Genomic DNA, 20499 nt, shown 5'->3' with positions numbered 1-20499 from the left:
TCGCAAGAACGGCGGGGGCCCTCTGTTCACCGCGCCAGATATGACGCTAGCGTGGAGGCACCTTTGCACACGCGGGAGCTCGGAGCACCGGGCTGAGAGGGCGCTGACCTTCGTCTTAGCGATGTTTCACATGAAACATCGGCGGACGGAAGCCGCTGCGTCGACCGCCGAACCTGTTACCGGGTAATGCCGGCGTAGGGAGTAGGTCTCATGACCAACAAGGACGTACGCACGCCTGCCTCCAGCCAGACGGACGGGGCGCTTGCTCCGGCCGAGAACGGTGGGGCGTCCGCCCCGACCGAGAACGGCGAGGCCGGGAAGTCCATCGGCTGGCACAAGGGGTACGTCGGGGGTTCACGTCCCGATCTACGGGTGCCGGTCCGCCAGGTGCACCTCACCAACGGGCAGTCCGTCACGCTGTACGACACCTCGGGCCCGTACACCGATCCGACCATCGACACCGATGTACGCAGGGGTCTGGCGCCGCTGCGCGAGAACTGGATCATCGCCCGCGGCGACACCGAGGAGTACGCGGGCCGCCCGGTCCGTCCCGAGGACGACGGGATCAAGCACACCTCACCGCGCGGGGGCCTGCGCAACCTCGACGCGGTCTTCCCGGGGCGGCCGCGTCAGCCGCGCAGGGGCCGCGCCGGAGAGGCGGTCACGCAGCTCGCGTACGCCCGGCGCGGCGAGATCACGCCCGAGATGGAGTTCGTGGCGGTCCGCGAGAACGTCGACCCCGAGGTCGTACGCGAGGAGATCGCCGCCGGCCGCGCGGTGCTGCCCGCGAACGTGAACCACCCGGAGATCGAGCCGATGATCATCGGCAAGCGGTTCCTGGTGAAGGTCAACGCCAACATCGGCAACTCGGCCGTCACGTCCTCCATCGAGGAGGAGGTCGAGAAGATGACCTGGGCGACCCGCTGGGGCGCCGATACGGTCATGGACCTGTCCACCGGCCGCAACATTCACACCACCCGTGAGTGGGTGCTGCGCAACTCCCCCGTCCCCATCGGCACCGTGCCGCTCTACCAGGCGTTGGAGAAGGTGGACGGCCGCGCCGAGGAGCTGACCTGGGAGATCTACAAGGACACGGTCATCGAGCAGGCCGAGCAGGGCGTGGACTACATGACGGTCCACGCGGGGGTACGCCTGCCCTACGTGCCGCTCACCGCGAACCGCAAGACCGGCATCGTCTCGCGCGGCGGCTCGATCATGGCGGCCTGGTGCCTGGCGCACCACAAGGAATCGTTCCTGTACGAGAACTTCGAGGAGCTCTGCGAGATCCTCGCGGCGTACGACGTCACGTACTCGCTCGGCGACGGGCTGCGGCCCGGGTCGATCGCGGACGCCAACGACGCAGCACAGTTCGCGGAGTTGAGGACACTCGGGGAACTCAACACGATCGCCAAGCGTTTCAACGTACAGACCATGATCGAGGGCCCGGGACATGTCCCGATGCACAAGATCAAGGAGAACATCGACCTTCAGCAGGAGATCTGTGATGAAGCTCCGTTCTATACGCTCGGCCCGCTGACGACGGACGTCGCGCCGGCGTACGACCACATCACCTCCGGCATCGGTGCCGCGATGATCGCCTGGTGGGGCACGGCCATGCTCTGCTATGTCACGCCCAAGGAGCACTTGGGCCTGCCCAACCGTGACGACGTCAAGACCGGCGTCATCACCTACAAGATCGCCGCCCACGCAGCCGACCTCGCCAAGGGGCACCCAGGTGCGCAGGAATGGGACGACGCGCTGTCCGACGCCCGCTTCGAGTTCCGGTGGGAGGACCAGTTCAACCTGGCCCTCGACCCGGACACGGCACGGGAGTTCCACGACGAGACACTGCCGGCCGAGCCCGCCAAGACGGCTCACTTCTGCTCCATGTGCGGGCCGAAGTTCTGCTCGATGAAGATCTCGCAGGACATCCGGCGGGAACACGGCGGTTCGCAGGTGGAGATCGAAGAAGGCATGGCTCAGAAGTCCAAGGAGTTCGCGGCCGCGGGCAATCGGGTCTACCTGCCCATGACCGACTGAGCCGGACACATGTGCTGACGCCTCCGCCCGGGCCCCGGTCACCACGACCAGGTCCTGCCTGGGCTGTGGGACGTCGTGCGGCCACGTCGTAACGGAAGAGACAGGATCACGCATGGCGTGATCAGCATCCCTGCGCTGCCTGACATGGGCGGGATCGATGTGGCCAACGGAGTCGTTCGAGGCGTCTGGGTGTGCTTCGAACGGCTCCGGTGCCGGGTTCTCTCGGCAGACTGGGCGCATGACATCGACAGCCATGAGCAAGGGCGCCAATCTTCCCGTCGTCGCCGGGGCCGTGCAGGCCGTGCTCGGCTGGAGAGGAGGAGCCGGTGCGCCGGACGCGGATGCCTCGGCGCTGCTGCTCGGCGCGGACGGACGGGTGCGGGGCGACGGGGACTTCGTCTTCTACAACCAGCCGCGGCATGCCTCCGGCGCCGTACGCCATCTCGGGAAGCAGCGGGATGCCGCTGGCACGACGGACACGGTCGAGGTGGACCTGCGCGCCCTGGAGCCGGGCATCGAGCGGGTCGTGCTGTGCGCCTCGGCCGACGGTGGCACGTTCGGTGAGCTGACCGGACTGACGCTCATGCTGCTCGACGCCGGGACGAGGCAGGAGGTCGCGCGTTTCGAGATGGAGGCCACGACGGAGACGGCGTTCATCGGGGGTGAGCTGTATCTGCGGGGCGGTCAGTGGAAGTTCCGTGCGGTCGGGCAGGGCTATGCGTCCGGACTCGCGGGGCTGGCCACCGACTTCGGGATCAGCGTGGACGAGGAGGCCGGTGCGGCCGGGGGCCCGGAGCCCAGCACCGCCGGGTTCGCGGCGCCAGCCCCGGCTGCCGTTCCGCCTGTGGCGCAGCCCGCCCCGGCGGTTCCAGCCGTACCCCCCGCCCCCGCCCCTCGCCTCGTCAAGGGCGAGGAGCAGTTGCCCGTGGACATGCGCAAGCGGCTCTCGCTGCGCAAGGAGCAGGTCGCGGTCAGCCTGGAGAAGCATGGTGCGGCAGGGGTGACGGCCCGCGTCGTCCTGGTCCTGGACGCCTCCGGGTCGATGTCCTTCCTGTACTCGAAGGGCGTCGTGGCCGACGTGGTGGAGCGGATGGCGGCGGTGGCCGCGCAGCTGGACGACGACGGGGTGATGCAGGCGTGGACGTTCGCGTCCCATCCGGCGCGGCTGCCGGATCTCGGTCTGGGGGAACTGCCTGAGTGGCTGGAGCTCCATGTCCGGGTCGGTGAGCTGAGCCTGTTCCGACGGAGCAAGAAGCCGCGGAAGGGCCTGCGGCCGGGGCAGGTGGACATGCGCGCGGTCGGGATCCAGAACGAGGAGCAGAAGGTGATCGCGGAGGTCCGGACGTATGTGCGCGAGCACCCGGCCACCGATCCCACGCTGGTGCTGTTCTTCTCCGACGGCGGCGTCTACCGCAACAAGGAGATCGAGAAGGAGCTGCTGGAAGCGGTCGAGGAGCCGGTCTTCTGGCAGTTCGTGGGCTTGGGACGGTCCAACTACGGCGTGCTGGAGCGGTTCGACACGCTGCCGGGCCGACGCGTCGACAACGTGGGGTTCTTCGCCGTCGACGACATCAGCGACGTACCGGATCCGGAGCTGTACGACCGGCTGCTGTCCGAGTTCCCGGCCTGGATGACCGCGGCCCGGCAGCTGGGCATCATCTGACGGCGCCCTGCCGGACGGCGCACGGCGGACATGGCCCACCGGCTCGGGCCCGCACTCCATCAGCGCGGGCCCCGGTTTCCTCCCCACACCCGGCCGTAGCCCGGACACGAGCCGCCCGGTCGGCCCGGGCGCCCGGGTGTCACTCCGGCTGGTGCTCCGGCCCTCCGAAGTCCGGGCTCGTGAAGTCAGGGCTGGTGAAGCTCGGGCGCGGGCCGGCCGCGGGGCCGCCGTCGGGGCTGCTGAACCCCGGCCGGTCGTAGCCGAGCTGCGGGATGCGGCTGGGTGCCGGTGCCGGACGGCCCAGCGCCGCGGAGCCCGGGTCGGCGAGGGCCTCCCGGAGGAACGGCAGGATGCCGCGCTCCAGCAGGGCATCGCGCCAGGCTTCCCTGGCCCGGGCCACCTGTTCGCTGAGCTCGCCGCGTGCTCCGGCCTGGAGCGAGGACGAGCTGTTGCGCAGTGCGGTCAGCAGCAGTCCGACCGCGGCGACCAGAATCGCGGCCGCCGTGACCGCGCCGAAGACCCACCCGGTGGTCAGAAGGGTCTTGGCGAACGTCTGTTCGGGGTCGAGCATCTGCAGCAGGTACCCCACGAGCAGGAAGATCGCCGCGGCCGTCCCGGCGAGGACCGGGGCGAGCACCGCGACGACGGCGATGGCACCGGCTCCGGCGGTCTCGGACACCTCCCCCACGGTGGCGGCGAGCCGCATCGCGGTCGCGCCCGGCTCCGCTGAGCCGGCTTCCTCGCTCATGACCGGGGCGGACGGCGCCGGCTGGCGCAGTTCCTCGCGGATCTTGACGTAGTGCTGGTATTCGGTCGCCGCGGCCGCCGTGATGAGAGCGGTGGCGTTGAGCGCCATCGTGCGCAGCTGTTCGGGGTTGAGCCGCTGGCCGACAGCGGCGAGTTCCGGGCGGTGTGGTGCGGAGCGCAGCGCCTCATCGAGGATCCGCTCGTACTCTTGGCGGTCCTCGCTCAGCAGGTGCTGCGGAACGCTGTTCATGTGCATCCCCCGATGCTCCGTAGGGCTGGTGGCTCGCACGCTGACGAGCCGTCGGGCAGAAACGGAGGGGAGCCTGCTACGGATAAGCCGATGGTAGAGCGGTGACGGCACGCCGTGACAGGGGGTTTCCAGAAATTGCCCCCTGGCCAGCGCAGTCCTCCGTGGGGGACGCTTGCCCGAGGAACGCTCAGCTATCCAGGGGAAGTTGCCGGACCAGCAGCTTTCCGGCCATGGTCACTCCGCCGTCCATCGCGATGGCCAGCCCGTCGGCGTAAAGATGCGGTCCCTCGACCACCGGGCCCGCGCCGTCCTCGCCCTCCTCCGAGCCGACCTCGCCCAGGAGGTACGGAATGGGGCTGTGACCATGGACGATGCGGGTGCCGCCGTACGCGCCGAGCAGCTCCCGGACGGCCTCGGCGCCCCCGTCGTCGCGGAACGCGAAGCGCTTGGTGAACTTGCGGAAGAGGTCCCAGCACTCGTCCGCGTCGTTGCGGGTGAGGGTTTCGCGGACGGTGTCGTTGACCGCTTCGATGGAGTCGCCGTAGTCGAGATAGGCGGTGGTGTCGGAGTGCACCAGGAGGTGTCCGTCGACCTGCTCCATGGCGTCGAGCCGGGCCATCCACTGCAGGTGGTGGTCCTGGAGACGGTCCATGTCGGTCTTCTGGCCGCCGTTGAGCAGCCAGGCGGCCTGGAAGGTGGCGGTGCCCGCGCCGGAGTTGACGGGGGTGTCGCCGAACCGTTTGGCGCCGAGCAGCAGCAGCTCGTGGTTGCCCATGAGGGCCTTGCAGTAGCCGCCGGCCGCGGCCGCCTCGGCGGACAGCCGCATCACGAGGTCGATCACGCCGATGCCGTCCGGGCCGCGGTCGGTGAAGTCGCCGAGGAACCACAGGCGCGCGGTCCCGGCGGACCAGTTGCCCGCGGCGTCGATGAGGCCCTGCTCCTGGAGCGCGGCGACCAGCTGGTCGAGATAGCCGTGCACATCGCCGACGACGTACAGCGGACCCGGCCCGTCGCCGGGCGCCGGGGCGGCCACGGCGTCGGGGTCAACCGCGACCTGAAGCGTGTCACCCCGGTTGATGACGGGCAGATCGCGCCGCGTGGGTGTGTACTCCGCCGAGTACTCCGCGGACGGGTACTCGGCAGGCGGGTAATCCGCGGACGAGTGCGCCGCGGCCGCGTACTCGTCGGACTCCTCGGCGGGTCTGGCGCCCTCGCCGGGAGGCGTGCTCTGCGCGTACGGACCGGTCTCGGGGACGTACGGACCGGTCTCGTGGACGTACGCGGGCACCCGGAAGTCGCGCAACGTCGCCGTCCGCACCACCTCGGGTCCCTGACCGGCCCCCTGAGTCATCGACCCCTCCACCACCATCGCGCCGCATCTGCACCGGATCGGACTGCCTGGTCGCAGCGGCCCGCGGTGTCGTCCGCCCATCATAGGAATGCGGATCGCGCCATGTGATGACCCAGGGGTGGTGAATCGGAGGAGGAGCCCAGTTCACCGCGGTTTTCGCCCGAATTGGGCGGGGCTTTCCCCGCCCTTTCAGCGTCGGGCGTCAACCCTTCTCGGGTGATCGGGGCGCACTGACTGTCGTACGGGGCGGACGGCGCTCGGAGGACGTCCGCACAATCAGCTCCGTCGGTATCACCTGCTCGACCGGTTGGTCCGATTCGACCCCCTCGATGGCGTCGATGAGGAGCTGGACCACGGCCGTGCCGATCCGGCGCGGTTTGAGGGAGAGCGTCGTGATGGGCGGCTCGGTGTTGGCGTAGACGGTCGACTCGCTGCAGCAGACCAGCAACAGGTCGTCCGGTACGCGCAGACCGTAGCGCCGGGCCGCGGCCAGCAGGTCGGTGCCGTTCGGGTCGAAGAGACCGTAGACGGCGTCCGGGCGGTCGGGCCGGGCGAGGAGCCGGTCGGCGGCGACGGCCCCCGCGCACGGATCGTGCGCCGGGTAGGCCTCGTACACCGGATCCTGGCCCACGCGCTCGCACCAGCGCAGGTATGCGGTGGTGGAGAGATGGGTGTACGTGTCCGTGGTGGTGCCGGTGAGGAGGCCGATCCGGCGGGCGCCGGCGTCGGCCAAATGGTCGAGGATGCCCAGGACCGCGGCCTCGTGGTCGTTGTCCACCCAGGCGGTGACCGGGAGCGAGCCCGCCGGGCGGCCGTCGGAGACGACCGGTAAGCCCTGCCGGACCAACTCGCTGACCACCGGGTCCTGGTCGGACGGGTCGATGACCACGGTTCCGTCCAGGGCGACGTTCGACCACACGTCGTGGCGCGAGGTCGCGGGGAGGATGACCAGGGCGTAGCCCCGGGCGAGCGCGGCCGAGGTGGCGGCTCTGGCCATCTCCGCGAAGTACGCGAACTCCGTGAAGGTGAAAGGTTCATCCCCGTATGTCGTCACGGTCAGGCCGATGAGGCCCGACTTGCCGGTACGGAGGGTTCGGGCCGCGGCCGACGGGCGATAGCCCAGCCGGTCGGCGACCTCGCGGACGTGGCGTCGGGTGGCGTCCGGGAGCCGGCCCTTGCCGTTGAGGGCATCGGACACAGTCGTGATGGAGACCCCTGCGGCCGCAGCCACGTCTCTGATACCCGCCCGGCCCGGTCGACCGCCTCGGCGGGAGGTCTCCGCCCGGCTCACCTGGTGCTTCCCTGCTGCTGTCATGGCGAGCCGATAGTAGGGCTCATGCGGTGGGGTAGTGCGGACGCATATGCACTCGTTGACAGGCACGTTTCTGCATGGTCGAAGTGGGTCAACTCCCTTAGAAACAAAGGAAGTTGAACGATACAATGGCAGTACGTGACTTGTCGGCACGCATGAGCCTGCCAAGTGGGCCATGTTTCGAAGAGGTCTCAACTCACCTTCACGAGGGATGCGCGCCACGGCGTGAGCCACCGGCGCGCGCGCCTCCGGGTGGCGCGCCCCCCATTTCGTACGCCTTCGTACAAGGATGACCGCCGAGCCGTACGAGGATCATCACCGGAACGTACGAGGATCACCGTCGGACAGTCACGAGGATGATCACCGAGCAGCGCCCGGCCGCCGGCCGGTGGGCGTTCGGTGGTCCACAGCCATTCGCAGCGGCGCCGAATCCTCATAAGGTGAGAAGCATTGGTAGCCGGTGGTGATCATGAGCCGCTGGTCGTCACGAGGAGGACTGCGGTGAGCGAGACGAGCCCCAAGCTGCGTGCCGAGCTGGAGGGTATCCCCACCTACAAGCCCGGCAAGCCCGCCGCGGCGGGCGGTCCGGTGGCGTACAAGTTGTCCTCCAACGAGAACCCGTATCCGCCGCTGCCCGGCGTGATCGAGAGCGTCACCGCCGCGACGGGGTCCTTCAACCGCTACCCGGACATGGCGTGCACCGGGCTGATGAACGAGTTGTCGGACCGTTTCGGCGTCCCTCTCTCGCACCTGGCGACCGGCACGGGCTCGGTCGGGGTCGCGCAGCAGCTGCTGCAGGCCACGAGCGGCCCCGGGGACGAGGTCATCTACGCCTGGCGGTCCTTCGAGGCCTACCCGATCATCACGCAGGTCAGCGGGGCGACCTCGGTGAAGGTGCCGCTGACGCCGGGTGAGGTGCACGACCTGGACGCGATGGCGGACGCGATCACCGACCGGACCCGGCTGATCTTCGTCTGCAACCCCAACAACCCGACCGGCACGGTGGTGCGCCGGGCCGAGCTGGAGCGGTTCCTCGACCGGGTGCCCAGTGATGTGCTGGTCGTCCTGGACGAGGCGTACCGCGAGTTCATCCGTGATGTCGAGGTGCCGGACGGCGTCGCGATCTACCGTGACCGGCCCAACGTCTGCGTACTGCGCACGTTCTCCAAGGCGTACGGACTCGCCGGTCTCCGGGTCGGCTTCGCGATCGCCCATGAGCCGGTCGCCGCGGCGCTGCGCAAAACGGCGGTGCCCTTCGGCGTGAGCCAGCTGGCCCAGGACGCCGCGGTGGCGAGCCTGCGCGCCGAGGACGCACTGCTCGGCAGGGTCGGCTCGCTGGTGTGCGAGCGCCAGCGCGTGCTCGAGGCGCTGCGCGGTCAGGGCTGGACGGTGCCCGAGACGCAGGCCAACTTCGTCTGGCTGCGACTGGGGGAGCGCACCCTCGACTTCGCCGCCCACTGCGAGCAGGCCGGGGTCGTCGTACGGCCCTTCGCCGGCGAGGGAGTCCGGGTGACGATCGGCGAGAACGAGGCGAACGACATCTTCCTGAAGGCGACGGAGGGGTTCCGCAAGGAGCTCTGATCACCTAGGGGTGTGGGGAGTTGTGGCCCTAGGGAGCGCTGGTCCCCCACCCCGTCCTACGTTTCGGGGGGTGCCGAAGTTCCGCCGGGGCCCCTAGGGCTCTACGAGTTCTACGCGTACGGGGTCGCCGTTGCGCACGGTCGTGAGGGCGCGGGGGGCGCAGTCGAGACGGCCGAGGACGTTGCACGGGCTGGCGAGGCGGCACTCGTCGCCTCGCGAGATCGGTGTGGGCCCGTAGGGGAGGGCGAGGGCGTCGCCGTCGGTCCAGAAGGCCACCGTGCCCGGCTCGACGACCTGTTGGGCGCCGTCCTCGAGGGCGGCGGAGACGCCGGTGTCGAAGTAGACCTCCTCGCCCCAGGTGTGGGCGGTAGAGGCGAGCGGCAGTGCCTGGGCGAGGGCCAGGGCGGTCGGGGTGTCGTCGAGGGTCGCGGTGAGGTGCCCCGCGGGCCAGGAGATCCGTATCTGCATGAGGCGGATTCAACAAGATGTTGAAGGGCTTGGGAACCCCTCGCGCGCCATGGGTCCACCGGTCCATCCCCGCTGGGGCTTAATGGGCCGCCTTAAGGACCCCCCGCCCCTCACGCATCGAACGGCCATGCGTCATAATTGCTTGTGAATGTGAACGCGTTCACAAGCGTGTCCCGGTTGCTCCCATGATGCATGCGACAAAGGGGGCAAACTGCCGCTGTACCACGGCGATGTAAGGAGACTGACGACGTGGAATTGGCTTTGGCGCCGGAGACTCTGGCGCGATGGCAGTTCGGTATCACCACCGTCTACCACTTCCTCTTCGTCCCCCTGACGATCTCGCTCGCCGCGCTCACCGCCGGCCTGCAGACGGCCTGGGTGCGCACGGAGAATCAGAAGTACCTCAGGGCCACGAAGTTCTGGGGCAAGCTCTTTCTGATCAACATCGCGATGGGTGTCGTCACCGGCATCGTGCAGGAGTTCCAGTTCGGCATGAACTGGTCCGACTACTCGCGCTTCGTCGGTGACATCTTCGGTGCCCCGCTCGCCTTCGAGGCCCTGATCGCCTTCTTCTTCGAGTCCACCTTCATAGGGCTGTGGATCTTCGGCTGGGACAAGCTGCCGAAGAAGATCCACCTCGCCTGCATCTGGATGGTCTCGATCGGCACGATCCTGTCGGCGTACTTCATCCTCGCGGCCAACTCCTGGATGCAGCACCCCGTCGGCTACAAGATCAACAAGGCGAAGGGGCGTGCCGAACTCACCGACTTCTGGCATGTGCTGACCCAGAACACCGCGCTCGCCCAGTTCTTCCACACGATCTCGGCGTCCTTCCTGACCGGCGGCGCCTTCATCGTCGGCATCGCCGCCTTCCACCTGCTCCGCAAGAAGCACGTCTCCGTGATGAAGACCTCGTTGCGCCTCGGCCTGGTCACCGTCGCCATCGCCGGACTGCTCACCGCGATCAGCGGTGACACCCTCGGCAAGGTCATGTTCAAGCAGCAGCCGATGAAGATGGCCGCCGCCGAGGCGCTGTGGGACGGTCAGGACTCCGCGCCGTTCTCGATCTTCGCGTACGGGGATGTCAGCAAGGGGCACAACACCGTCGAGCTGTCCATCCCGGGGATACTGTCGTTCCTCGCCGACGACGACTTCAGCTCGTACGTCCCCGGCATCAACGACACCAACAAGGCCGAGCAGGCGAAGTTCGGTCCCGGCGACTATCGCCCCATCATCCCCGTCACCTTCTGGGCGTTCCGCTGGATGATCGGCTTCGGCATGGCGTCCTTCGCCATCGGCCTGGCCGGACTCTGGCTGACCCGCAAGAAGTTCATGCTGCCGCAGCACCTGAGGGTCGGCGAGGACGAGGTGCCGCATCTTGTCCTCTTCAAGAACAAGGCCCTCGGCCCGACGCTCACGAAGTGGTACTGGCGCATTGCGATCCTGACCCTGGGCTTCCCGCTGATCGCCAACTCCTGGGGCTGGATCTTCACCGAGATGGGCCGTCAGCCGTGGGTCGTCTACGGCGTCCTGCAGACCCGGCAAGCGGTCTCCCCCGGTGTCTCCCAGGGCGAGGTGCTCACTTCGATGATCGTCTTCACGGCGCTCTACGCGATCCTCGCCGTCGTCGAGGTCAAGCTGCTCGTGAAGTACGTCAAGGCCGGACCGCCCGAGCTCACCGAGGCCGACCTCAACCCGCCCACCAGGATCGGCGGCGACTCCCGTGACGCCGACAAGCCGATGGCCTTCTCCTACTAGGCCCAGGGAGCGCTCAAGTCATGGAACTTCACGACGTCTGGTTCGTGCTCATCGCGGTCCTCTGGATCGGCTACTTCTTCCTGGAGGGCTTCGACTTCGGAGTCGGCATCCTCACCAAGCTGCTGGCCCGTGACCGCGCCGAGAAGCGGGTGCTGATCAACACGATCGGTCCCGTCTGGGACGGCAACGAGGTGTGGCTGCTCACGGCGGGCGGTGCGACATTCGCCGCCTTTCCCGAGTGGTACGCCACGCTCTTCTCCGGCTTCTATCTGCCGCTGCTGATCATCCTGGTCTCTCTGATCGTGCGCGGTGTCGCCTTCGAGTACCGGGCGAAGCGGCCCGAGGAGAACTGGCAGCGCAACTGGGAGACCGCGATCTTCTGGACCTCGCTGATCCCGGCGTTCCTGTGGGGCGTGGCCTTCGGCAACATCGTGCGCGGAGTGAAGATCGACAAGAACTTCGAGTACGTGGGCAACTTCGGGGATCTGCTCAACCCGTACGCGCTCCTCGGCGGCCTGGTCACGCTGACGCTGTTCACCTTCCACGGGACGGTGTTCGTCGGGCTCAAGACGGTCGGGGACATTCGGGAGCGGGCGCGGAAGCTGGCGCTGCAACTCGGGCTGGCGACAGCCGTGTTGGCGCTGATCTTCCTGCTCTGGACCCAGGTCGAGAACGGCGACGGCACGTCGCTGGTCGCGCTGGTCGTGGCCGTGGCAGCGCTCGTCGCCGCCCTTGTGGCGGTCAACGGCGGTCGTGAGGGCTGGGCGTTCATGCTGTCGGGGCTCACCATCGTGGCGGCCGTCGCGATGCTCTTCCTGACGCTCTTCCCGAACGTCATGCCGTCCTCGCTCAATGACGACTGGAGCCTGACGGTCACCAACGCGTCGTCGAGCCCTTACACCCTGAAGATCATGACTTGGTGTGCGGGGATCGCCACGCCGATCGTCCTGCTCTACCAGTCGTGGACGTACTGGGTGTTCCGCAAGCGGATCGGTACGCAGCACATCGCGGCCGATGTTGCGCACTGAGGTCTGCTGAATCGACGGGCATGTTTCACGTGAAACGACCGTTTCACGTGAAACATGCCTGATGAGCCAAGGGTGTGTTTCACGTGAAACCGATCGATCCGCGTCTGCTGCGGTACGCCCGCGCCACTCGCCTCTTTCTCGCGGCGGTCGTTGGGCTGGGGATCGCCGGGGCGGCGCTGGTCATCGCCCAGGCGATGCTCATTGCCGAGGTGGTGGTCGGCGCCTTCCAGCACGGACTCTCGGCCGGTGAACTCCGCACACCACTGATGCTGTTGGCGCTGGTCGCGATCGGGCGGGCCGTCGTCTCCTGGCTCACCGAGCTCGCCGCACACCGGGCGAGCGCGGCGGTCAAGTCGGAGTTGCGGGGGCGGCTGCTGGAGCGGGCCGCGCTCCTTGGCCCCGGGTGGCTGAGCGGGCAGCGGACGGGATCGCTGGTCGCCCTCGCCACGCGGGGAGTCGACGCGCTCGACGACTACTTCTCGCGCTATCTGCCGCAGTTGGGGCTCGCGGTGGTGGTTCCGGTGGCCGTGCTCGCCCGGATCGTCACCGAGGACTGGGTGTCGGCGGCGATCATCGTCGGCACGCTGCCGCTGATCCCGCTCTTCATGGTTCTGATCGGCTGGGCCACGCGGACCCAGATGGACCGTCAGTGGCGGCTGCTGTCACGCCTTTCGGGGCACTTCCTGGACGTCGTCGCGGGGCTGCCCACGCTCAAGGTGTTCGGCCGGGCCAAGGCGCAGGCCGAGTCGATCCGGAAGATCACCGGCGAGTACCGGCAGGCGACCATGCGGACGCTGCGGATCGCCTTCCTGTCGTCCTTCGCGCTGGAGCTGCTCGCCACGATCTCGGTCGCGCTGGTCGCGGTGACCATCGGGATGCGGCTCGTGCACGGCGAGATGGACCTGTACGTGGGGATCGTCATCCTCGTCCTCGCGCCCGAGGCGTATCTGCCGCTGCGGCAGGTGGGGGCGCAGTACCACGCCGCAGCCGAAGGGCTGGCGGCGGCCGAGGAGATCTTCTCGGTGCTGGAGACACCGGTTCCGGCGTCCGGCTCGCTGCTCGCGCCGGCGGGGGAGATCGGCTTCGAGGGCGTCACCGTGCGGTACCCGGGGCGCTCCGGGGACGCGGTCTCGGACGTCTCGTTCACGGTCGCCCCCGGTGAGACGGTGGCTCTTGTCGGACCGAGCGGCGTGGGCAAGTCGACACTGCTGAACGTCCTGCTGGGGTTTGTGGCGCCCACCGAGGGCCGGGTGCGGGTCGGGGGAGTCGATCTTGCCGAGGCCGACCGGGTGGAGTGGCGCTCGCGGATCGCCTGGGTGCCGCAGCGGCCTCATCTGTACGCCGGGTCCATTGCCGAGAACGTACGGCTGGCACGGCCCGACGCCGACGACGCGGCGCTGCGCCGGGCGCTCGCCGACGCGGGTGCGGCCGGCTTCGTCGACGCGCTGCCCGACGGGACCGACACGGTCCTCGGTGAGGACGGAGCCGGGCTGTCGGCGGGCCAGCGCCAACGCCTCGCCCTGGCCCGGGCGTTCCTCGCGGACCGGCCCGTGCTGCTCCTCGACGAGCCGACCGCCTCGCTGGACGGAGCGACGGAGGCGGAGGTCGTGGAGGCGGTGCGGCGGCTCGCCGTGGGGCGGACGGTGCTGCTGGTCGTGCACCGGCCGGCGTTGCTGGGGGTGGCGGACCGCGTGGTGCGGCTGGAGCCACACGCGTCTGCCGACGTGTCGGGTTCGGCGGAGTCCGCGGTGACCGTCGAGGTGCGCGGCTCCGCGGATTCCGGCCGTGCACAGTCGCTGCGACCGGTCGAGCCGGAAAGCGTGCCCGCGGCGGACGGCGAAGAGCCCCCTGCGGCCCCTCGGGGGCGTGGGGGCGTGCTTGCTCGCGTCCGGGCCATGGCCGCTCCCCGGCGCGGGCCGCTCACGCTCGCTCTGCTCCTCGGAAGTCTCGCGCTCGGGAGTGCCGTCGGTCTGATGGCCACCTCCGGGTGGCTCATCTCGCGGGCGTCCCAGCAGCCGCCGGTGCTGTATCTGATGGTGGCCGTGACGGCCACGCGGGCGTTCGGGATCGGGCGGGCCGTGTTCCGTTACACGGAGCGGCTCGTGTCGCACGACGCGGTGCTCAAGATGCTGGCCGACACCCGGGTCGCCGTGTACCGGCGCCTCGAACGCCTCGCGCCCGCCGGGCTGCGGACGGCCCGGCGCGGAGATCTGCTGTCGCGGCTCGTCGCCGACGTGGACGCGATGCAGGACTACTGGCTGCGGTGGCTGCTGCCCGCAGGAGCCGCGGTCGTCGTGTCCGCCGCCTCCGTCGGCTTCACCGCCTGGCTGCTGCCCGAGGCCGGTGCCGCCCTCGCCGCCGGACTGCTGGCGGCCGGAGTCGGCGTCCCGCTCGTGACCGGCGCCGTGGCGCGCCGTGCCGAACGGCGACTGGCTCCCGCGCGCGGCGTCCTGGCGACCCGGGTGACCGATCTGCTCACGGGAACGGCCGAGTTGACCGTCGCGGGCGCACTGCCCGCCCGTACCGCCGAGGCGCGGCGGGCCGACACCGTGCTCACCCGCATCGCCTCCCGGGCCGCCACCGCGACCGCGCTCGGCGACGGGCTCACGGCACTCGCGTCCGGACTGACCGTCGCGGCCACCGCCCTCGTGGGCGCCCAGGCGGTCGCCGCCGGGCGCCTGGGCGGCGTGGCGATGGCCGTCGTCGTCCTCACCCCGCTGGCCGCGTTCGAGGCCGTCACGGGGCTGCCGCTCGCCGTCCAGTACCGGCAGCGGGTGCACAAGAGCGCGGAGCGTGTGTACGAGGTGCTGGACGCGCCCGATCCCGTACGCGAACCGGACCGACCGCAGCCGGCGCCCGCGTCGCCGTTCCCGCTGCGTGTACAGGGGCTCCGGGCCCGTCACACCGGACAGGACCGGGACGCGCTCGCCGGGCTCGACCTGACCCTCGAACAGGGCCGCAGGATCGCCGTCGTCGGCCCCTCCGGGTCGGGGAAGACCACGCTCGCGCAGGTACTGCTGCGGTTCCTGGACCCGGACGCGGGGACGTACACGGTGGGCGGCGTGGACGCGTACGGCATGGACGGGGACGCCGTACGCCGCATGGTCGGGCTGTGCGCCCAGGACGCGCACCTCTTTGACAGCACCGTGCGCGAGAACCTGCTGCTGGCCCGCAAGGACGCGACCGAGGCCGAACTGCGCGACGCGCTCGCGCGGGCCCGGCTCCTCGACTGGGCGGACGCTCTGCCCGACGGGCTCGACACACTGATCGGCGAGCACGGCGCACGGCTGTCCGGCGGCCAGCGGCAGCGGCTCGCGCTGGCCAGGGCGCTGCTCGCCGACTTCCCCGTCCTCGTCCTCGACGAGCCCGCGGAACACCTCGACCTGCCGACGGCCGACGCGCTCACCGCGGATCTGCTGGCCGCGACCGAGGGCCGTACGACGCTGCTGATCACGCACCGGCTGGCCGGGCTCGACGCGGTGGACGAGGTCATCGTGCTCGCGGAGGGGCGAGTGGTCCAGCGGGGTCCGTACGCGGAGCTGGCGGCCGGCGAGGGGCCGCTGCGGGAGATGGTGGAGCGGGAAGCGGAGGGGGATCTGCTGGTCGGGGCCGCGCGGCAGTACAGCTAGGCCCTGGCGTCGGGGGCGGGCGGGAAGGTGACGGCAGGGCCCAGGAGCGGTCCGCGCCTCCGGCGTTCGCCGTCCGGCCGCCCCGGACCGGCCTCCCGCACCTCCGGTCCTGACCTTCTCTCACGGCCTCATCCCGACTTTCCCTTACAAATAGGACTTACTACGCTCAAGCCATGTCAGTAGCTCCCGACTCGCCCGACCCGGACGGCGGCCCGGACAGTGCGGCTCGGGCGCCTCGGGGCCTGCAAGGGCTGTCGGCCGAGCTGACCGCGCGCGTGCCGCAGCTGCTGGAGGCGATGCGCTCCGTCGGGTCGGGCCTTGAGCTGCACTCCACGCTGGACCGGATCTGCGAGACGGCAGCCCAGCTGGCGGACGCACGGTACGCGGCCATCGGGGTCGTGGCGGAGGACGGAAACGGGCTCGCGGACTTCGTCTATCACGGGGTCGACGAGGAAACCGCCCAGCGGATCGGGCGGCTGCCCGACGGGCACAAGGGGCTGCTCGGGGCGCTCATCCACGACCCGGACCCGGTGCGGCACACGAACCTGGCCGACGACCGGCGCTCCTGCGGGTTCCCCGAGCACCATCCGCCGATGCGGAGCTTCCTCGGGGTTCCGATCCGGGTACAGGGGGAGATCTTCGGGAATCTGTATCTGGCCGAGAAGCGCGGCGGCGGCTCGTTCAACGACTACGACCTCAACATGGTCCGGGTGCTGGCCACGGAGGCGGGTATCGCCATCGGCAACGCCCGTCTGTACGAGGCCGCCCAGCAGCGCGAGCGCTGGATCGACGGATCGGTGGCCGTCACCACGGCGCTGCTGTCGGGCGGCGACGCCGAGGACGCCCTCCAGGTCGTCGCCGAACAGGCCCGCCGGCTCTCCGGCTCCGCGGCCGGGCTCGTACTGCTGCCCGCCGAGGAGGGCGGCCTGGAGATCGTCGCCGTCGCCTTGGAAGGCCCGTCGAAGACGCTCGGCATGGTCATCCCGCCGGAGAGCGAGTTCGTCGCCGAAATCCTCGACGGGGAGGCCGTGTTCGTCGAGGACGCGGCTACCGACCGGCGCATGCTCCCGGAACCCGCGCGCGCATACGGGCCGATGATGATGCTGCCGCTGCAGAGCGACGGCCGGGTGCTCGGGGCCCTCGTCACCCCGCGCACCCGCGACGGCCGCCCGTTCACCGAGACCGAACGCATCCTCGCCGCGCAGTTCGCCTCGCAGGCCGCGCTCGCGCTGATGATGGCCGAGGCCCAGCGTGACCGGGAGCGGCTCGCGGTGTACGAGGACCGCGACCGGATCGCCCGTGACCTGCACGACCTCGTGATCCAGCGGCTGTTCGCCACCGGGATGATGCTGGAGAGCGCACAACGGTGGTCGGTCGTACCCGAAGTCCAGGAGGGCGTCGGCAAGGCGGTCGACGAACTCGACGTCACCATCCAGGAGATCCGCACCGCCATCTTCGCGCTCCAGCAAGGCCCCGCCGAAGTGCCGTCCGGACTGCGCACCCGTGTGCTGCGCGAGATCAACATGGCCGCCGTACCCCTCGGCTTCAAACCCGGCCACCGCTTCATCGGCCCCGTCGACACACTGGTGGGCGAACTCACCGGCAAGAACCTCATCGCCGCCCTGCGCGAGGCCCTCTCCAATGCCTTCCGTCACTCCGGGGCCTCCCGCATCGACGTCGTCGTCGACGCGACCGCGCACCTGCCGGACGGACAGCAGGGCGTACGGCTCAGCGTCGCCGACGACGGGGTCGGCATCCCCGACGGGGGGCGGCGCAGTGGGCTGCGGAACCTCAAGCGGCGGGCCGAGTCGCTGGGCGGGGACAGTTGGTACGGGGCGGGGATGGGGGAGGGAGGGGGCGGTACGACGGTGGTCTGGCAAGCGCCGTACGCTCCGCGGGTTGGGCCGGTTTGAGGCGGGGCCCGGTTATGGCTGCGCGTCGGCTTGTAGGTGACGTCTACTTCGAGCGGCGGGTTGCTTTGAGGCTGCGGGTGGTCTGTGGCTGGGCGCGCAGTTCCCCGCGCCCCTTACGGGGCGCTCAGCGCAGGCGTTCCGCGAGTATGCGCTCGATCACTACCGCCACCCCGTCCTCGTTGTTGGCGACCGTGCGTCCGGAGGCCGCGGCGATCACCTCGGGGTGGGCGTTGCCCATGGCGTACGACTGGCCTGCCCAGCTGAGCATCTCGACGTCGTTCGGCATGTCACCGAAGGCGACGACTTCCTCGGGGGAGATACCGCGCTCGGCGCAGCACAGCGCGAGAGTGCTGGCCTTGGAGACGTCGGGGCCGCTGATCTCCAGCAGGGCGCTGGGGCTGGAGCGGGTGACGTTGGCCCGGTCGCCGATGGCCAGGCGGGCGACGGTGAGGAAGGCGTCGGGGTCGAGCTCGTGATGGAAGGCGAGGATCTTGAGCACCGGTTCGCCGGCACCGGGGGCGTCCGCCGCCAGCAGCTTCTCGGCGGGCGCGAGGCTGTCGGGGGTCTCCATGTGCAGCTTGGGGTACGTGGGTTCCTGGTAGAAGCCGTACGTCTGCTCCACGGCGAACACGGCGCCCGGCGCGGCCTCGCGCACCAGCCGTACGGCGTCGAGCGCGTTCTCCCGCGCCAGCTCGCGGACCTTGACGAACCGGTGGGCGCCGGGGCCGCCGTGCAGGTCGACCACGGCGGCGCCGTTGCCGCAGATCGCCAGGCCGTGCCCGTGGACGTGGTCGCTGACGACGTCCATCCAGCGAGCCGGGCGGCCGGTGACGAAGAAGACCTCGATGTCCGCCTGTTCGGCGGCGGCGAGGGCGGCGATCGTGCGCTCGGACACCGACTTGTCGTCGCGCAGCAGGGTGCCGTCGAGATCCGTGGCGATCAGCCGGGGCAGAACGGTGGAGGCCGGGGTCTCGGGCCGTCGAGTCGCTGAGGTCACCCGCCCATTCTCCCGCATATGCGCGCACGGCCGTGCGGCAGACCGCACATGTGAGTGATTACCGTCCTCACCAGCACCGTTACGCCCCGTCCAGCCAAGGGCGGCCGGGGCGGGGTCTCAGGGCAGCTGCGTCAGGGCCTCCATGGCGATCCGCTCGAAGATCTTCACGTCGGCCGCGAAGTCCGAGTCGGGGATCGGCCAGTGGATCACGATGTCGGTGAAGCCCAGCTCCGCGTGCCTGCCCGCGAAATCGACGAACGCGTCGAGGGACTCCAGCGGACGGCCACGGTCCGGGGTGAAGCCGGTGAGCAGGATCTTGTCGAGCTCGTCCACGTCCCGGCCGATCGCGGCGCACGCGTCGGCCAGCTTGTCGACCTGCCCGCGAATGGCCTGAACCGACTGGTCGGGGGTGCCCGTTTCGTACAGCTTCGGGTCGCCGGTCGTCACCCACGCCTGCCCATGCCGGGCGGCGAGCTTCAGCCCGCGCGGACCGGTGGCGGCCACCGCGAACGGCAGCCGGGGGCGCTGGACGCAACCCGGGATGTTGCGCGCCTCGTGCGCCGAGTAGTAGTCGCCGCCGTACGAGACGGAGTCCTCGGTCAGGAGCCGGTCGAGCAGCGGTACGAACTCGCCGAAGCGGTCGGCGCGCTCGCGCGGGGTCCAGGGGTCCTGGCCGAGCGCCGTGGCGTCGAAGCCGGTGCCGCCCGCGCCGATGCCCAGAGTGACCCGGCCGTTCGAGATGTCGTCGAGGGAGATCAGGTCCTTGGCGAGCGTCACCGGGTGCCGGAAGTTCGGCGAGGTCACGAGCGTGCCGAGGCGGAGCCGGTCGGTGACGGCGCCGCCGCGGTCAGCGTCGGCACGGCCCCGAACCACGGGCCGTCGCGGAAGGTCCGCCACGACAGATGGTCGTACGTGAACGCGGTGTGGAAGCCGAGCTGCTCCGCACGCTGCCAGGCGGAACGCCCGCCCTCGTGCCAGCGGACGTACGGCAGGATCACAGTGCTCAGACGCAGACTCATACATCGAGCGTAAGCGGAACCGCCCAGTGGTCACGGCCACCGCATGATCGCCCCCGCTGCCTGCCTGGTCAGTGCCCCGAGGGAAACCGCAGGTACCGCGGCGGTACGGCCTCGGTGAGCCAGACCCCGTTCGCGCTGACCCGGAAGACATGGCCGTCGCGGTGCATGGCGGCGGCGTCCACGGAGAGCACGACCGGCCGGCCGCGGCGGGCGCCGACGCGGGTGGCGGTCTCCCGGTCCGGCGAGAGGTGCACGTCATGCCGGTTCATGGGCCGCAGGCCCTCGGCGCGGATCGCGTCCAGGCAGCGGGCCACGGTCCCGTGGTAGAGGTACGCGGGCGGAGTCGCCGGGGGCAGTCCGAGGTCGACCTCGACGGAGTGGCCCTGGCTGGCGCGGATCCGGGTCCCCTCGATCGCGAAGCGCCGCTTGTCGTTCGTGGCCACCACGTGATCGAGCTCCTCGCGCGTGAACCGGAAGCCGTGCGCGGCCGCCGCGGCCATCAGCGTCTCGATCTCCACCCAGCCGCCCTCGCCGAGCGTGAGCCCGATCCGCTCGGGCTGGTGCCGCAGATGCTTCGAGAGGTACTTCGACACCTTCACGGTGCGTCTTTCATCCATGCGTTCGTTCATCTCTCCAGCGTGCCTGGCGAGAGACGGATCACGCATTTGATTTTGATACGGAGGTTTGATCCACAGCCAAGTACTGTTATCCACAGGGGAATTGACGAATCTGTGGACAACTCA

The 20499-nt window shown here is 69.9% G+C and carries 13 protein-coding genes, 1 pseudogene and 1 riboswitch; of the genes and pseudogenes, 7 read left to right on the top strand and 7 right to left on the bottom strand.

From position 1 onward, the window contains the following. Positions 1-61 precede the first annotated feature (61 nt). Positions 62-218, top strand: a riboswitch (TPP riboswitch). Both thiC and AB5J50_RS25160 read left to right on the top strand, forming a co-directional pair. Continuing rightward, the gene (gene thiC, locus AB5J50_RS25165; RefSeq protein WP_327430042.1) at positions 211-2040 is read left to right on the top strand and encodes a phosphomethylpyrimidine synthase ThiC; all 1830 of its coding nucleotides are present in this window, start codon (positions 211-213) and stop codon (positions 2038-2040) included. Its footprint overlaps the riboswitch before it by 8 nt. A 238-nt stretch (positions 2041-2278) precedes the next feature. After that, positions 2279-3703 (top strand): VWA domain-containing protein, encoded by a 1425-nt coding sequence (locus tag AB5J50_RS25160; RefSeq protein ID WP_369260585.1) that lies wholly within the window; start codon positions 2279-2281, stop codon positions 3701-3703. A gap of 139 nt (positions 3704-3842) precedes the next feature. Here AB5J50_RS25160 and AB5J50_RS25155 read toward each other — a convergent pair whose 3' ends face one another. The 3 genes from AB5J50_RS25155 to AB5J50_RS25145 all read right to left on the bottom strand — a co-directional run bounded on the left by AB5J50_RS25155 (position 3843) and on the right by AB5J50_RS25145 (position 7366). Continuing rightward, positions 3843-4706 (bottom strand): hypothetical protein, encoded by an 864-nt coding sequence (locus AB5J50_RS25155; protein ID WP_369260584.1) that lies wholly within the window; start codon positions 4704-4706, stop codon positions 3843-3845. 181 nt (positions 4707-4887) lie between these two features. Then, positions 4888-6051: a metallophosphoesterase gene (locus tag AB5J50_RS25150; protein ID WP_369260583.1), complete on the bottom strand. Its 1164-nt coding sequence runs from the start codon at positions 6049-6051 to the stop codon at positions 4888-4890. A gap of 202 nt (positions 6052-6253) precedes the next feature. Then, positions 6254-7366 carry a LacI family DNA-binding transcriptional regulator gene (locus AB5J50_RS25145; protein WP_330305769.1) on the bottom strand — a complete coding sequence of 371 codons (1113 nt, stop codon included), beginning with the start codon at positions 7364-7366 and terminating at the stop codon, positions 6254-6256. A 498-nt stretch (positions 7367-7864) separates the two neighbouring features. Between AB5J50_RS25145 and hisC the strand changes: the two genes are divergently transcribed. Beyond that, positions 7865-8944 (top strand): histidinol-phosphate transaminase, encoded by a 1080-nt coding sequence (hisC, locus tag AB5J50_RS25140; protein ID WP_369260582.1) that lies wholly within the window; start codon positions 7865-7867, stop codon positions 8942-8944. A 93-nt stretch (positions 8945-9037) separates the two neighbouring features. Here hisC and AB5J50_RS25135 read toward each other — a convergent pair whose 3' ends face one another. Beyond that, on the bottom strand, positions 9038-9412 hold the full coding sequence (locus tag AB5J50_RS25135; protein WP_369260581.1) for a cyclophilin-like fold protein: 375 nt from the start codon (positions 9410-9412) through the stop codon (positions 9038-9040). 249 nt (positions 9413-9661) lie between these two features. Here AB5J50_RS25135 and AB5J50_RS25130 point away from each other — a divergent pair, with 249 nt between their 5' ends. The 4 genes from AB5J50_RS25130 to AB5J50_RS25115 all read left to right on the top strand — a co-directional run bounded on the left by AB5J50_RS25130 (position 9662) and on the right by AB5J50_RS25115 (position 17740). Continuing rightward, positions 9662-11170, top strand: coding sequence for a cytochrome ubiquinol oxidase subunit I (locus AB5J50_RS25130; RefSeq protein WP_369260580.1), 1509 nt, complete (start codon positions 9662-9664; stop codon positions 11168-11170). 20 nt (positions 11171-11190) lie between these two features. Then, entirely contained in the window at positions 11191-12198 is a 1008-nt protein-coding gene (cydB, locus tag AB5J50_RS25125; RefSeq protein ID WP_369260579.1) for a cytochrome d ubiquinol oxidase subunit II, read from the top strand. Between the two features lie 83 nt (positions 12199-12281). Beyond that, positions 12282-15827 (top strand): thiol reductant ABC exporter subunit CydD, encoded by a 3546-nt coding sequence (cydD, locus tag AB5J50_RS25120; RefSeq protein ID WP_369260578.1) that lies wholly within the window; start codon positions 12282-12284, stop codon positions 15825-15827. A 173-nt stretch (positions 15828-16000) separates the two neighbouring features. Then, positions 16001-17740, top strand: a complete 1740-nt coding sequence (locus AB5J50_RS25115; RefSeq protein WP_369260577.1) for a GAF domain-containing sensor histidine kinase — start codon at positions 16001-16003, stop codon at positions 17738-17740. A 124-nt stretch (positions 17741-17864) separates the two neighbouring features. Here AB5J50_RS25115 and AB5J50_RS25110 read toward each other — a convergent pair whose 3' ends face one another. From AB5J50_RS25110 to AB5J50_RS25100, 3 genes and pseudogenes are all read right to left on the bottom strand, one after another. After that, complete coding sequence (locus tag AB5J50_RS25110; RefSeq protein WP_369260576.1) at positions 17865-18755, bottom strand: Cof-type HAD-IIB family hydrolase; 891 nt, start codon at positions 18753-18755, stop codon at positions 17865-17867. A 99-nt stretch (positions 18756-18854) separates the two neighbouring features. Then, a pseudogene (locus AB5J50_RS25105) lies at positions 18855-19756 on the bottom strand (LLM class flavin-dependent oxidoreductase). Between the two features lie 68 nt (positions 19757-19824). Further along, positions 19825-20373 (bottom strand): RNA 2'-phosphotransferase, encoded by a 549-nt coding sequence (locus AB5J50_RS25100; protein ID WP_369265508.1) that lies wholly within the window; start codon positions 20371-20373, stop codon positions 19825-19827. Between the last annotated feature and the right edge of the window lie 126 nt (positions 20374-20499).

The organism is Streptomyces sp. R35, from assembly GCF_041053035.1.
Classification (GTDB): domain Bacteria; phylum Actinomycetota; class Actinomycetes; order Streptomycetales; family Streptomycetaceae; genus Streptomyces; species Streptomyces lutosisoli.
This window is presented reverse-complemented; position numbering and strand designations above follow the sequence as displayed.

What these genes read in the sequence shown, in the direction of transcription:
- AB5J50_RS25135 (WP_369260581.1), bottom strand. Translation starts at nt 9,412, where the DNA reads ATGCAGATACGGATCTCCTGGCCCGCGGGGCACCTCACCGCGACCCTC.
- AB5J50_RS25155 (WP_369260584.1), bottom strand. Translation starts at nt 4,706, where the DNA reads ATGCACATGAACAGCGTTCCGCAGCACCTGCTGAGCGAGGACCGCCAA.
- AB5J50_RS25100 (WP_369265508.1), bottom strand. Translation starts at nt 20,373, where the DNA reads ATGGATGAAAGACGCACCGTGAAGGTGTCGAAGTACCTCTCGAAGCAT.
- AB5J50_RS25110 (WP_369260576.1), bottom strand. Translation starts at nt 18,755, where the DNA reads ATGCGGGAGAATGGGCGGGTGACCTCAGCGACTCGACGGCCCGAGACC.
- cydB (WP_369260579.1), top strand. Translation starts at nt 11,191, where the DNA reads ATGGAACTTCACGACGTCTGGTTCGTGCTCATCGCGGTCCTCTGGATC.
- AB5J50_RS25145 (WP_330305769.1), bottom strand. Translation starts at nt 7,366, where the DNA reads ATGACAGCAGCAGGGAAGCACCAGGTGAGCCGGGCGGAGACCTCCCGC.
- AB5J50_RS25150 (WP_369260583.1), bottom strand. Translation starts at nt 6,051, where the DNA reads ATGACTCAGGGGGCCGGTCAGGGACCCGAGGTGGTGCGGACGGCGACG.
- thiC (WP_327430042.1), top strand. Translation starts at nt 211, where the DNA reads ATGACCAACAAGGACGTACGCACGCCTGCCTCCAGCCAGACGGACGGG.
- AB5J50_RS25115 (WP_369260577.1), top strand. Translation starts at nt 16,001, where the DNA reads ATGTCAGTAGCTCCCGACTCGCCCGACCCGGACGGCGGCCCGGACAGT.
- AB5J50_RS25160 (WP_369260585.1), top strand. Translation starts at nt 2,279, where the DNA reads ATGACATCGACAGCCATGAGCAAGGGCGCCAATCTTCCCGTCGTCGCC.